Source organism: Paraburkholderia sp. J7 (genome assembly GCF_905220155.1).
In the GTDB taxonomy this organism is placed as follows: Bacteria; Pseudomonadota; Gammaproteobacteria; order Burkholderiales; family Burkholderiaceae; genus Paraburkholderia.
Map to the genome: position 1 here is coordinate 51,862 of NZ_CAJMYZ010000019.1, position 13,266 is coordinate 65,127.

Below are 13,266 nucleotides of genomic sequence, written 5' to 3' on the forward strand. Positions count from 1 at the left end.
TTTCGATGCAACACGGAGAGTCAGCATGGCGCATGGCGAACACACCTACCGCGTTTCGGTGCAATGGACAGGCAATCGCGGCACGGGCACCTCGGGCTATCGCGACTACGACCGCGATCACGTGATCCGCGCGAGCGGCAAGCCCGACATTCCGGGCTCGTCGGATCCGGCCTTTCGCGGCGACGCCGCGCGCTGGAATCCCGAGGACCTGCTCGTGGCTTCCGCTTCGGCGTGCCATAAGCTCTGGTATCTGCATCTGTGCGCGGAGGCGGGCATCGCGGTGCTCGCCTATGAAGACGACGCCGAAGGCACGATGGCCGATACGCCGCAGCACGGCGCGTTCACGAATATCGTGTTGCGCCCGCGCGTGACGATCCGCGCGAGCGACAACCGCAGCCTCGCCGAACGGTTGCATCATGCGGCGCACGAGCAGTGCTATATCGCCAATTCAGTGAACTTCCCCATTCTCTGCGAGCCCGCCATCGAACTGGCCGCGTAGGCGCTCGCATTCTTCTGAGGCGGCTCGGGCAGCCGCGCCGCCTCCCTGACGCGCCGTCCCAAAAGGGCTCGATCGAGAACGATCACTCAAACGATCGATAACGTTTCAGTACGCGATTCTCTCCCGAAACAACCCTATATAAATCGTATGCGATTTAATCTTGTGCGCTTGACAAAGCGAAATCCCTCGTCCATTATGCATCGCATGCGATTCGATCTTATGCGACGCATAGCACCAAACCCCTGATTTCATTAAGGAACGCATCATGGCAACGATCGACAAAGTCCTGTTCTCGGGCAACACCCACACCACCGTCAACCACGACCCTGCGGCGCAACGCGGCGAATTCGGCGTGGTCGACCTCGAGCTCACGTCTTCAAGCGGCGAGACGCTCGACATCGTCGGCACCGAACCGCACCCACGCGCCGAACAGCTGTTCGCAGGCGCATGGTCTGCCTGCTATATCTCGGCGCTCGGCATCGCGGCTTCGCTGAAGAAAGTCACGTTGCCGCCCAACGCCGCGGTGGACATCCAGGTCGATATCGGCCAGACCGGCGCCGCCTGGTTCCTCGGCGCGCACTTCACGGTCACGCTGCCGGGCGTCGAGCAGAACGTGGCGGAGGCCATCGCGCGCAGCGCCCATCAAATCTGCCCGTACTCGAAGGCCGTGCACGGCAACATCGACGTGAGCCTGAAGGTCGTGACCGCGTGAGCGGCAAACGCAATGACTCCGTTCACCGAAATCCACTGAACTTCATTTAGCGAGACATCATCATGAAAACCCGACTCATCGCCACGCTCCTCATCGCCCTCTCGGCTAGCGCAGCCGCCCCCGCATTCGCCAGCGGCTATGGCCCGGCCCCGGCCTATCGTCCCGAAGTCGGCGCTCCGGCTTCGCAACGCGGCCAAAGCGTGCAAACGCTCGCCGCGGAGCGCACCGAAGGCGGCAGCGCAGCCACCGCGTTCGGCGGCATGGCCGATGTCGGCACGGACGCGGGCAGCCGCGTCTCAATGGAGCGAAACAGCCTCTTCGCCCACCATTGATCGCGCCACCGCGTGGTGGCTGTTTCGCCGGGCATCGCAGTGGCGGTGTACGGCGAAACCGGTGTCGGCCTACGATATAATCGCAAGCGATTTATTCAAGTTTGCGAGCCATTGAGGCCTTCGTCTGAAGAGGATGACCATGAAATCGACGGATCACCCGGCGCCGGGCGCCAAGCCCGCGCCGCTCGCAGACTATCTTTGCTTCGCCGTGTACTCGACCAATCTGGCCTTCGGCAAGGCGTACAAGCCGATCCTGGACGAACTCGGGCTGACCTATCCGCAGTACATCGCGATCATCGCGCTCTGGGAGCAGGACAACCAGACGGTGAGCGGCCTGGGCGAGAAACTCTTTCTCGAATCCAACACCCTCACGCCGATGCTCAAAAAGCTCGAAGCGATGGGGTATGTGGAACGGCGGCGCGATCCGGAGGATGAGCGCCAGGTGCGTGTGAGCCTGACCGCCAGCGGCCGCAAGCTGCGCGAAAAGAGCCTGAAGATCGCGGATCTCACCGAAGCCACCGGACTGGGTCCCGACGACTTCATGAAACTACAGAAGGCGATCGTGAACCTGCGCGCCAATCTGATTCGTTCGCTCGACACCGAATAGCCGTTCCACCGGCACGCGCGGTTTTTGCAGGCCGGCTTCTGGCGTAAATCGTTAGGAATACGACGCATACCTTGTTTGCCGAGGTGCATGCGCACGCCTGATGTTTCCTGCTCACCACGGTACAACATCTTTGTCAGGAATTAGCATGTCAAACGATCTTCATCCCGCACCTCTTTCGCGCCGGCGCTTCATCGGCGCCGCTGCCACGCTGGCAGCAGGTGTCGCAATGAGCCGGCTCGCCTTCGCAGAATCGAAGCCCTCTGCAAGCGGCATCACGCAGATTGCAGCCGGCGATCCGTCTTCCATTCGTCCGCTTCGCGTGCACGTGCCGGAAGCGGCGCTGACCGATCTGCGCCGCCGTATCGTTGCGACACAATGGCCGGAGCGCGAAACAGTGGACGACGCCTCGCAAGGCGTGCAGCTCGCAACCATGCAAAGGCTCGCCAATTACTGGGCCACCGACTACACCTGGCGCAAGGTGGAAGCGAGGCTCAACTCACTGCCGCAATACGTCACGGAAATCGACGGGCTCGACATTCACTTCATCCATGTGCGCTCGAAGCACGAGAACGCGCTGCCGATCATCGTCACACACGGCTGGCCCGGCTCGATCATCGAGCAGTTGAAGATCGTCGAGCCGTTCACCAATCCGACCGCTCATGGCGGAAGTCCGTCCGACGCGTTCCATGTCGTCATTCCTTCGCTTCCCGGCTACGGCTTTTCGGGCAAGCCGACGAAGACCGGCTGGGACCCCCAGCGTATCGCTCGCGCCTGGGCCGTGCTGATGAACCGGCTCGGCTACACGCGCTACGCAGCGCAAGGGGGCGACTGGGGCAACGCTGTAACGGAACAACTGGCGCTGCTCAAGCCTGCGGGACTCGTGGGCATTCACACCAACATGCCCGCAACCGTGCCCGACGCTATCGCCAGATCGCTCAAGGACGGCACGCCGCCTCCCACCGGACTTTCGCCGGAGGAACAGCACGCATACGACCAGCTCGACTACTTTTATAAGCACGGTCTGGGCTATGCGCTCGAAATGGCGAACCGCCCGCAAACGCTCTATGGCATCCAGGATTCGCCAGTGGGCCTCGCTGCGTGGATGCTCGACCACGACGCGAGCGGTCAGGCGCTGATCGCTCGCGTATTCGCAGGCCAGCCCGAAGGCCTGACGAAAGATGACGTGCTCGACAACGTCACGCTCTACTGGCTGACGAAGACGGCGGTCTCCTCCGCGCGCCTGTACTGGGAAAACAAGCTCAACTTTTTCGAGCCCAAGCACGTGGAGCTGCCCGTTGGTGTGAGCGTATTCCCGGACGAAATCTACGCCGCGCCCAGGAGCTGGACGGAACGCGCCTACCCCAAGCTCATCCACTACAACCGACTCCCTAAGGGCGGCCATTTTGCGGCATGGGAACAGCCTGCTGCGTTCACGGAAGAAGTTCGCGCGACGTTCAGGACGCTGCGCCAGCCGGCCTGACGCAACAGGGCATGCGTGAGCTTTCGAGAGTCCGGCGACTTTATCAAGGACTCCGAATGCTCACGCCACCCCGCTGGCTGAAAGAACCCCGATCACCGCGCGTTGGAGCGCCTGCCACGGACGCCTCCCTTCCCAAATACTGCTCAGCGAGTCGCCACCAGCGCCGCTCAAAGGGAAAAACGGCGCATATTCCGGCGCTTTTCCACGAATCGAAGTTCTCGCGCTTCGCGGACAATACCCGTCATAGCTGGATTTGCGGCTATCTCAACCGTGCGCCCGCAGGCGCAAACCAAACTTCGATGTCAAAAAAAGAAAGGTGATTGTCTTGTTTGCCCGCATTTTCCTGCTATGGATTGCGTCGTTGATGCTGTTGCAAGCCGGTTTTCGATATCTCGATGCCGATTCGCCCTTGAATTTCGGCGAAGCGGCGTTCGATCCGGCCGCCGCGACGCACGCCTCACAGCAGCAGGAAGCCGAACTGCAACTGGAACTGGCCGCGCAAGGCGCGAGCGTGCGTGGGATCGCCCCGTTGGTGTCGATCAAACCGACCATTGTCGACCTAGGCGGCGAGGCGGCGCCTCATTTGCGCGATGCCATTTGGGCGCCGCATGCAGGGGCGTCGCCGAACGGCTCGTATCTGCGCGAAGCCTGCTCGTCCGGCGTCACGCGCCTGAAAACAGTCGCCCGCTGGTTCGAAGCGCGATTCGTGGCGCTCATGGCGGCGCTCTGCGTGGTTCTGCTCGCGCTGCGCGCCTGGTGGCTACGGACGGTACGCCATGATCTGCTCGTCATGATTGCGACGCTGCGCATCGCGACGAGCGGCGCCGGGCCGGCCCCCACGCTCGTGGACTGCCCGCGCGAAATGCACGGCCTCGCCCGCGCGATCGGCGATCTGTTGTGCCGCCGCAGCGGCACGGTCGAAGACCAGTCGGCCACGTTCGCCGCCTTCCTGCGGCAGATCGAATCGCGCGTTGCGCGGCTGCGCGCTTATGCCATGACCGTCACGCGCTGGAATCTGCGCGTGGCCCTCGTCGAGGACATCGACCTCTTTCAGGATCTCGCGCGCCAGTTCGTCGACACCGCCGGCCAGGGCGGCGCGAATCATGCGCCGGTGAACGTAGACGCGTATCTGCGGGACCGGTTCGTCTACGGCGCGAACGCGGACGCGAGCATCGTGCTTCGCCTCGATGCCGGCGAGGCGTTCTCGCTGCCGCGCTCCGCGCTCGTGCGGCTCGTTGACAATCTCGTCGGCAACGCACAGGCGCACGGCGAGCCGCCCATCGAAATCTGCACGGCGCGCGGGCCGCGCTCGTGGACCTTGAGCGTGCGGGATCACGGCGAAGGCGCCGGTGCGAACCTGCCCGAGGGCGGCACGCAGGCGCCGCCGATGCTCGCCTCGCGCGCGGCAAGCCTCGGGCTCGATTCGCACTGGGGCATGGGCCTGTCGATCGTCCGGCGCCTTGCGCGCCTGTGCAACGCGAAGCTCAAGATCGGCAATCACCCCGAGGGCGGCCTCTGGGTGCGCGTGATCGTGCCGATGCACAAAACCCGTCAAGCCTGACGGGCATCCCCTCGCCTCAAGCCCCGAGCAGCACGCCGCTGCGTATCGGCCGCGTGCCCGTTACACGGCCGAGCGGCGCGCCGGCCGTGACAAAACGAATCGCCCTTCGCATATAGAACACGCCTTCCGCGGTGCTCTTCACCGTCTGCGTCTCGCCTGTCATCGGGTCGACGATATCGAAGAGCGGGTCGTTCTCGCGGATCCAGTCGCCGATCTTCGCGCGGTGCACGAGAATGCCGCTGCGCGGCGCATAGAATTGCGCGCTGCCGGCTAGCGGCGTGGCCGGCATCAGCAGTTCCGGCAGCGGCTTCACGCCGCCGCCGACGAGCGCGCCGCGCCAGCGCAGGTAGTCGATCAGCGCATCGGCGTCCTGCTGCGCGCATTCCCACGACACATCGCGCTGGCCGCGGCACTCGACCGTCACCGCAGTGGGGCCGGTGGGCACGGGCTGCGTGGCCGGCATCTGTTGACGCAGTTGCCACCACAGCAGGCTATGCGCCTCGTCGAATGCCTGCGCGCCGGAGTCGGTCGCCAGTAGCTGCGCGCGCGAGCCGAGGTAGCGGGCGAGCGGCTCGACATCAGGCCAGCCGGCCTCGCTCGTGTACACGTGCATGACCGCTTCGAGCGAGCAATGCAGGTCGATGATGAGATCGGCATCGTGCGAAAGCCTCAATAGCGCCAACTGGAGCGAATCGAATTCCGTGAGCGGCGCCTGCGCGTCCAGCGCTTCGCGCATCAGTTGCCGGATCAGATCGCGGTTGCGATCGACGTCCGCCCCGAGCGTCTCCTTCGCGCGTGCGAGCAGCTTGGGAAACGCGTGGAAATGGCGGTTGAAGTTCTTGCCGCTCGCAAGATCGAACCGGCCGATGAACTGGCCGAGCACATGCTGATTCAAACCCACGGGATTGGCGAGCGGCACGAGCACCACTTGCGCGGCGAGCGCGCCTTGCGCCTCGAGTTCCGCCAGCTGCGCGCGCAACAACACCGCCGCCAGCATGGCGGGCGTTTCGTCGGCGTGAAGCGATGCCTGGATATAGATCTTCTGGTGCGCGTCGGCGGGGCCGAAATGGAAGCTGGTCAGTTCGCGGTGCGTGCCCGGCGTGGCGCTCAAAAGCGGAGTCGATTGCTGGTTCATGGATTGAATGCGGTTTCAAATAAGTGAGCGGCGAAGTGTGCGGCGGCTCAGTTGCCGTACGGATCGAAGTCGAAATAGCGGCGCGCGATCTGCGCGTACGTGCCGTCCTTCAGCATGCCCGCAATCGCGTCGTTCATCTGAGCGGCAAGCGCCGTTTCGTCCTTGCGCATGCCGATGCCCGTGCCGCGGTCGCCCATCGCAATCGGGCCGCCGGCAAACGCGAAGCCGTTGCCCTGCGGCGTGCGCAGGAAGCCGTAGTCGGCTTCGACATAGCCCAGCAACGCGGCGTCGAGCCGTCCGTTGACGAGGTCGGCGAATACTTCCTCCTGGCTCTTGTAGGTGACCACATGCACGCCCGCCGGCGCCCAGTTTGCGAGCGCATACGTCTCGAACTGCGTGCCCGACTGCACGCCGACCGACTTGCCGGCCAGCGACTGCGCGGTAGCGCCGAAGGGAGCGCCCTTGCGCGCGACGAGCCGCGACTTGAACTGGAACAGCTTCGACGTGAAGAGAATTTGCTGCTCGCGCTTCGCGGTGATCGCCATCGACGACATGATCGCGTCGATCTTGCGCGCCTGCAGCGCCGGGATCATGCCCGAGAACTCCAGTTCGACCCACTGGCAATGCGCGTGAATGCGGCGGCAAATCTCGTTGCCGAGATCGACGTCGAATCCTTTGAGCGAGCCGTCGGGCGCCTTGGCGTCCATGGGCGGATAGGTCGGATCAATGCCGAGGCGCACGGTGTCGCCCTCGCGCGCGAAGGCACCGCTGCTCAGGGCCAGTGCAAGGGAAAGCAAGATCGACGGGATTTTTTTCATGATGAACGCGTGATGAACGGCGGCGGAAAGTAGGGAGTCTCTTGCCCGCCCGATGGTAGGACGCCGCAGCGTTCGGGAAAAGCCCGGATTCATCTATCATGATCACATCTACCGATCACCGAAAATCGTCGCCCATGAGTCTCACGCTTTCCCAGTTGCGGGTTTTCGTCGCCGTCGCCCAGCGCGGCAGTGTGCGGGCGGCCTCGCGCGCGCTCGGCGTGGCGCAAAGCGGCGTGACGCAGCAACTGCAGAATCTCGAAGCCGAACTGGGCGGCGCCCTGCTCACGCGCACGAATCGCGGCGTGACGCTCACGGTGCTCGGGCAGCGCCTGCTGGTGCGCGCGGCGTCGATTCTCGGCGAGTGCGAGCGCGCAAGCGAAGAGGCACAGCAGTTGCGTGGCGACTATGCGGGCGAAGTGGCGTTCGGCCTCACGACCGACCCGCTCATGGACGCGCTCGTGCCCGTGCTCGGCCAGTACAGCACGCGGTTTCCGCGCGTGGCGCTGCGCCTGCGCACCGGCACCTCGCGCATGATGATTTCGTGGATACGCGAAGGCACGCTCGATTTCGCGCTCGCGCTCGTTTCGGACCAGACCGATACGACCGATCTTTCGGTGACGGAGCTTTACCCATCGGATCCGGTGGTCGTTTGCCGCCGCGACCATCCGAAGGCGGGGGCGCGCTCGCTGCGCGCGCTCACGCACTGCGACTGGCTCGCAACGCGTTCGCCCAATATCGCGGACGCCTTCGCTTCGAGCCGGCTCACGACGTTCTTCACCGACCACGGCTTGCCGCCGCCGCGCATCGTCGCGACGGTGGAAGGGCTTTTCGAAACGTTGCATTGGGTCAGCGAGACGGATTGCCTCGCGCTGGAGTCGTCGGTGGTCGCGCGGCGCGGGCCGTTTGCCGAGCGGCTTGCGCGCATCAAGATCGCCGAGCGGCCGGCGGCGCAGCAGGTTTGTCTGCTGCAGCGCGCGGCCGTGCCGCTCACGCCTGCCGCGCAGGAACTCGCGACGATGCTGGCTTCGTATGCACGGGCCGGCCGCGCGCCGCGTTGAGGCGGCCGCTACGCGCCTTGTCCGTGGATATACGCATTCAGCCCAGACGCAAGCGCTGCAAAGGTCACGGCGCAGCGCGCGCTCGTGCGTAAGTCCTCATGCATGGCCACCCACGTATCGAGCGTCAGCGAGAACTCCTTGCGCAGAACGCGGACCAGTTTCGGGTCTTTTGCTGCCAACGGCGACTGGCACCCGCCGATACCGAATCCCGCGCGTATCGCGGCCAACTGGGCAAGATCGCTGTCGGCCCGAAATGCAAAGCTGTTGCGGTTGTAGGCCGGAAACCTGGACTGGAGCGAGCGAATGAACGCGTTTTCCTGATCGAAGCCGATGATCGTATGGCGCGCCAACTCCTTCATCGACTTGGGCACGCCATGAAGCGCCAGATAGCGTTCGTGGGCGTGCAAGCCGACTTCGATCGCGCCAATCCGTTTGGCGACCAGCGCCTCCTGCACGGGCCGGAACATGCGTATCGCGATGTCCGCTTCACGACGGAGCAAGTCGTCAGCCTTGTTCGATAGCACCAGTTCGATCGACAGTTCCGGATAGTCGTGGCGCAGGGCTGCCAGTATCGGCGGCAGAACCTCAACGCCGATGACTTCGCTCGCCGTCAGCCGCACCGTACCGCGCACGCCCGACCCATGACTGCTTGCCGCGCGGCGCAATGCGGCCGTGGTCATTGCGATGCCGACAGCGTACGGCCTCAGTTCATTGGCCGCCGCGGTTGGCGAAAAACCATCGGACGAACGGGTAAACAGCGTGAGTCCCAGCGCCGCTTCCAGACTGTCGACGTGCCGCCCGACAGTCGGCTGCGTGATGCCCAGCGCGCGGGCGGCGGCCGACAACGAGCCGCTCTCCAGGACCTGGAGAAAACTCCTGTACCACTCCCAGCTCGGTTCCTTTTCGGCCATATCCGGTTCCCTATTCAGATCGCAGGCTATACGTAAATGTATAGTCTATCCCCTACTTTCGGCAATTTTCTATTGACGGCAAGCGGCACAGAATGCCCTTCATGACAGCTCACCCGCAAGGAGAACCGGCATGAACGCCAGCCCCATCAATCGACAGAACCGCGCGCTCGTGCTTGGCGCAAACGGCGGAATCGGCAGCGAGGTCGCGCGCCAGTTGCTCGACGCCGGCTGGCGAGTCCGCGCGCTGCGGCGCGGCGGCGCGCCGGCCACGGCTGCCGTTGCGGCAAGCGCGATCGAATGGCTGGACGGCGATGTGCTCTCGCGCGAAGCAGTGGTACGCGCGGCGCAGGGTTGTTCGGTGATCGTGCACGCCGTGAACCCGCCGGGCTACCGGCGCTGGGCGCAGGTCGTGCTGCCTATGATCGACAACACGCTCGCCGCCGCGGCCGCCTCGGGCGCGAGCGTCGTGCTGCCGGGCACGGTCTACAACTACGGGCCCGACACCTTCCCGTTGCTGCGCGAGGACTCGCCGCAGCAACCGCTCACGCGCAAGGGCGCGATTCGCGTGGAACTGGAGCAGCGCATGCGGGCCGCGAGCGAGCATGGCGTGCGCTCGATCGTCGTGCGTGCGGGGGACTTTTTCGGGCCGCGCGTGGGCAATAGCTGGTTTGCGCAAGGGCTCGTGAAGCGCGGCGCGCCGGTGCAGGTCGTGCGCCAGCCGGGTACGCGCGGCGTGGGCCACGCGTGGTCGTACGTGCCCGACGTCGCGCGCACGATGCTCGAACTGATCGAGAAGCGCGACACGCTGCCCGCGTTCGCGACGTTCCACATGGCCGGCCATTGGGACGCCGACGGCTCGCAGATCGTCGAAGCGATTTGCCGCGTCGCCCGCAATCACGGGCTGAAGCCGCAAAGCAAGCCCTTCGCCTGGGCCTTCGTGCGCGCCATCTCGCCCTTCGTGACGACGCTGCGCGAACTGATGGAGATGCGCTATTTGTGGCGCGAGCCGTTGCAGCTCGACAACGCCCGGCTCGTGAGGGAACTCGGGCGCGAGCCTCATACGCCGCTCGACGAAGCCGTCGAGGCCACGCTTCTGGGCCTGGACTGCCTCGGCGTCGATGAGCGTGCGCCAAAAGCGGCCTGATGGTTGCGTTTTTACACGCCAGCCAATTTGTTACGGATTCCAAATCATATCTAAAGGCACCGTCAAGGCGTGACCGGCCCCGACCCCGGCGGCAAATACGCGAGTGGATCCACGGGGCGGCCATCCTCACGCATTTCGAACTGCAACACCGCCTGACCGTCGCGGCCCGTCCCCATCTCGGCGATGGTCGTGCCGCGCGGCACGCTCGCGCCTTCGGCCACCATGAGCCGGCGGTTGTTGCCATACGCGGTGACGAAGTGGTCGTCGTGCTTCACGATGACCATGAGGCCGTATTGCTTGATTTTGTCGCCGGCGTAGACGATCCGGCCGCCATCCACTACCTTGACCGGCGTGCCGGGACGCCCGGCAATCTCGATGCCGCGCGAACCTTGCGCACCGAACTCGCGCACCACGGTGCCTGCAACTGGCCAGACGAAGCGGTGCGCGGCGCCCTCAGGCTGCGCGGCCGCATACGGCGGCGCAGGCGAAACGCTCGCAATGCCCGACGGCGGCCCCACGCGCAGCATCTGCCCTGCACGCACGGTGGAAGCCGCCTCCATGGCGTTCCATTGCGCAATCTCGCCAGGCCGCCGCCCGAACGAAGTCGCAATCGAGTCGAGCGAATCGCCGGGCTGCACGCAGTAGTAACCGGCGGCGGCGCTCACACATGCCCCGGCTTCGTAACTGGGCATGCTGAACGGCCGCTGGGCGACACAGCCCGAAAGCAGCCCCAGCGCGACGAGTGCGCCCGCCGCGCTCGTGCGCCATCGCCATGAGCGAAGACGGGTTGGCATGCATCGTTGTTTCATGGCGAATCTCCGCGAATGGCTGAATAGGTCACAGGCGCCAGCCCGCCGGCTGGCCTCCGCTTAACGCGACCCATGTTTTCGCGTTGACCGCCGCATATGACGCATGACAAGCCTTTGCGTGCACACGATCAAACGTTGCGCAAAACCCTAAACAATCAGGAAAACGAAGGTAAGGAAACGCCGACAAAGCCCCGTCGAAGTTTTAATTTTCGATGCAAGGACGGGAACCCACGTCTGCCGCAACGCAGGTTCCGCGCGAGAGAGGTCAATGCGAATGGCTCGGCACGTCCGAGCCGCGGCAGCCCACCAGGAAGTCGAAATCGCAGCCCTCGTCGGCCTGCAGCACGTGCTCGACGTAGAGCTTGCGATAACCGCTGCGATCGGCGGGGATGGGCTGCTGATTCGCGGCCCATTCGTCGAGCCGCGCCGCGATCGTCTCGTCGTCGATATCCACGCGCAGCACGCCGCTCTCGCAGTCCAGTTCGATCCAGTCGCCATCGCGCACGATCGCGAGCGGCCCGCCTGCACGCGCTTCAGGGGCGACGTGCAGCACCACCGTGCCATACGCCGTGCCGCTCATGCGCGCGTCCGACACGCGCACCATGTCGGTCACGCCCTGAGCGAGCAGCTTCGGCGGCAAGCCCATGTTGCCCACCTCGGCCATGCCCGGATACCCCTTGGGCCCGCAGTTCTTCATGACGAGCACGGAATCGGCCGTGACGTCGAGTTCGGGGTCGGCGATGCGCGCCTTGTAGTCGTCGAAGTTCTCGAACACCACGGCGGGCCCGCGATGCTTCAACAATTTTTTCGTGGCCGCCGAAGGTTTCAGCACCGCGCCGTTCGGCGCGAGATTGCCGCGCAGCACGCACAACGCGCCGTCCTGCACGAGCGGATTGTCGAGCGGGCGAATGACTTCGGCGTTATGGATGGGCGCTTCGCGCACGTTTTCCCAGAGCGTTTTGCCGTTGGCGGTAAGCGCGTCGGGATGCGGCAACAGGTTCGCTTCGCCGAGGCGCCGCAACACGGCAGGCAAGCCGCCCGCGTAATAGAACTCCTCCATCAGGAAGCGGCCCGAGGGCTGCAGATCGACGATGGTCGGCGTGCCGCGGCCAATGCGCGTCCAGTCGTCGAGTTCGAGCGGCACGCCTATGCGGCCCGCAATCGCCTTCAGGTGGATCGCCGCATTCGTCGAGCCGCCGATGGCCGCGTTCGTGCGAATCGCGTTCTCGAACGCTTCGCGCGTGAGCAGCTTCGACAAACGCAGGTCCTCAAGCGCCATCTCCACGATGCGCATGCCCGACATATGCGCGAGCACGTAGCGGCGCGCGTCCACAGCCGGAATCGCGGCGTTGTGCGGCAGCGTGACGCCGAGCGCTTCGGCCATGCACGCCATGGTCGAAGCCGTGCCCATGGTGTTGCACGTGCCTGCCGAACGCGACATGCCCGACTCCGCCGACATGAACTCGTGAATCGAAATCTTGCCCGCCTTCACCTGCTCGCTCAGTTGCCACACCACGGTGCCCGAGCCGATATCGCGCCCTTCGTGCTTGCCGTTGAGCATCGGGCCGCCCGTCACGGCAATCGCCGGCACGTCGCAGCTCGCCGCGCCCATCAGCAATGCCGGCGTGGTCTTGTCGCAACCCACGAGCAGCACGACCGCATCGACGGGATTGCCTCGTATGGATTCCTCAACATCCATCGAAGCGAGGTTGCGCGTGAACATGGCCGTGGGCCGCAGGTTCGACTCGCCGTTCGAAAACACAGGAAACTCGACAGGAAATCCACCGGCTTCGTAGACGCCTCGCTTGACATGCTCGGCGAGCTTTCGAAAATGCGCGTTACAGGGCGTGAGTTCCGACCACGTATTGCAAATGCCGATAATCGGCTTGCCGGCGAATTCGTGATCCGGGATTCCCTGATTCTTCATCCAGCTCCGGTACATGAAGCCGTTTTTGTCCGTGGTGCCGAACCACGCGGCCGAGCGAAGCTTGGGCTTACGGGTGTTCATGGCTTTGCCCACTTAGTGAGAAAGTCCAATAAATAGCATGACTATATGAGTCAGGCTTATCGGGAAAACGCTAATCGAAACCGTTCCTGACGTTGCATATAGTTTGTCTATTGTGGTCAGCAGGGGCGGCCAACGGTATATCGAAAGGATATAACCGGAGGCCAGGGATGGCGCGATACTTCTCGTGATACT

General features: G+C 64.4%; 13 protein-coding genes. 8 read left to right on the forward strand and 5 right to left on the reverse strand.

The features are described 5' to 3' along the window. Window positions 1–25: 25 nt before the first annotated feature. From U5A58_RS27720 to U5A58_RS27745, 6 genes are all read left to right on the forward strand, one after another. Entirely contained in the window at window positions 26–499 is a 474-nt protein-coding gene (locus tag U5A58_RS27720; protein ID WP_321963794.1) for an OsmC family protein, read from the forward strand. Window positions 500–764: 265 nt separating this feature from the next. Continuing rightward, window positions 765–1,211 (forward strand): Ohr family peroxiredoxin, encoded by a 447-nt coding sequence (locus U5A58_RS27725; RefSeq protein ID WP_321914037.1) that lies wholly within the window; start codon window positions 765–767, stop codon window positions 1,209–1,211. Between the two features lie 62 nt (window positions 1,212–1,273). Continuing rightward, on the forward strand, window positions 1,274–1,543 hold the full coding sequence (locus U5A58_RS27730) for a hypothetical protein (RefSeq protein WP_321914038.1): 270 nt from the start codon (window positions 1,274–1,276) through the stop codon (window positions 1,541–1,543). 139 nt (window positions 1,544–1,682) lie between these two features. Then, entirely contained in the window at window positions 1,683–2,150 is a 468-nt protein-coding gene (locus U5A58_RS27735; RefSeq protein ID WP_321914039.1) for a MarR family transcriptional regulator, read from the forward strand. A gap of 145 nt (window positions 2,151–2,295) precedes the next feature. Beyond that, entirely contained in the window at window positions 2,296–3,630 is a 1,335-nt protein-coding gene (locus tag U5A58_RS27740) for an epoxide hydrolase (protein WP_321963795.1), read from the forward strand. Window positions 3,631–3,955: 325 nt separating this feature from the next. Further along, window positions 3,956–5,191, forward strand: coding sequence for a sensor histidine kinase (locus tag U5A58_RS27745; protein WP_321963796.1), 1,236 nt, complete (start codon window positions 3,956–3,958; stop codon window positions 5,189–5,191). A gap of 16 nt (window positions 5,192–5,207) precedes the next feature. Here the strand turns inward: U5A58_RS27745 and U5A58_RS27750 are convergent, their stop codons facing one another. Then, window positions 5,208–6,326, reverse strand: coding sequence for a succinylglutamate desuccinylase/aspartoacylase family protein (locus tag U5A58_RS27750; RefSeq protein WP_321963797.1), 1,119 nt, complete (start codon window positions 6,324–6,326; stop codon window positions 5,208–5,210). A gap of 47 nt (window positions 6,327–6,373) precedes the next feature. Then, complete coding sequence (locus tag U5A58_RS27755; RefSeq protein WP_321963798.1) at window positions 6,374–7,144, reverse strand: transporter substrate-binding domain-containing protein; 771 nt, start codon at window positions 7,142–7,144, stop codon at window positions 6,374–6,376. A gap of 134 nt (window positions 7,145–7,278) precedes the next feature. Between U5A58_RS27755 and U5A58_RS27760 the strand changes: the two genes are divergently transcribed. Continuing rightward, window positions 7,279–8,202 (forward strand): LysR family transcriptional regulator, encoded by a 924-nt coding sequence (locus U5A58_RS27760; RefSeq protein ID WP_321936713.1) that lies wholly within the window; start codon window positions 7,279–7,281, stop codon window positions 8,200–8,202. 8 nt (window positions 8,203–8,210) lie between these two features. On the opposite strand, the gene U5A58_RS27765 is transcribed toward U5A58_RS27760, so the two are convergent. Beyond that, on the reverse strand, window positions 8,211–9,113 hold the full coding sequence (locus U5A58_RS27765; protein ID WP_321963799.1) for a LysR family transcriptional regulator: 903 nt from the start codon (window positions 9,111–9,113) through the stop codon (window positions 8,211–8,213). A gap of 130 nt (window positions 9,114–9,243) precedes the next feature. Between U5A58_RS27765 and U5A58_RS27770 the strand changes: the two genes are divergently transcribed. Next, entirely contained in the window at window positions 9,244–10,257 is a 1,014-nt protein-coding gene (locus U5A58_RS27770) for an NAD-dependent epimerase/dehydratase family protein (RefSeq protein WP_321963800.1), read from the forward strand. 62 nt (window positions 10,258–10,319) lie between these two features. Here the strand turns inward: U5A58_RS27770 and U5A58_RS27775 are convergent, their stop codons facing one another. Both U5A58_RS27775 and U5A58_RS27780 read right to left on the reverse strand, forming a co-directional pair. Next, entirely contained in the window at window positions 10,320–11,051 is a 732-nt protein-coding gene (locus U5A58_RS27775) for a peptidoglycan DD-metalloendopeptidase family protein (protein WP_321963801.1), read from the reverse strand. Window positions 11,052–11,331: 280 nt separating this feature from the next. Next, a complete protein-coding gene (locus U5A58_RS27780; protein WP_321963802.1) occupies window positions 11,332–13,074 on the reverse strand; it encodes an IlvD/Edd family dehydratase in 1,743 nt (580 codons plus the stop codon). Between the last annotated feature and the right edge of the window lie 192 nt (window positions 13,075–13,266).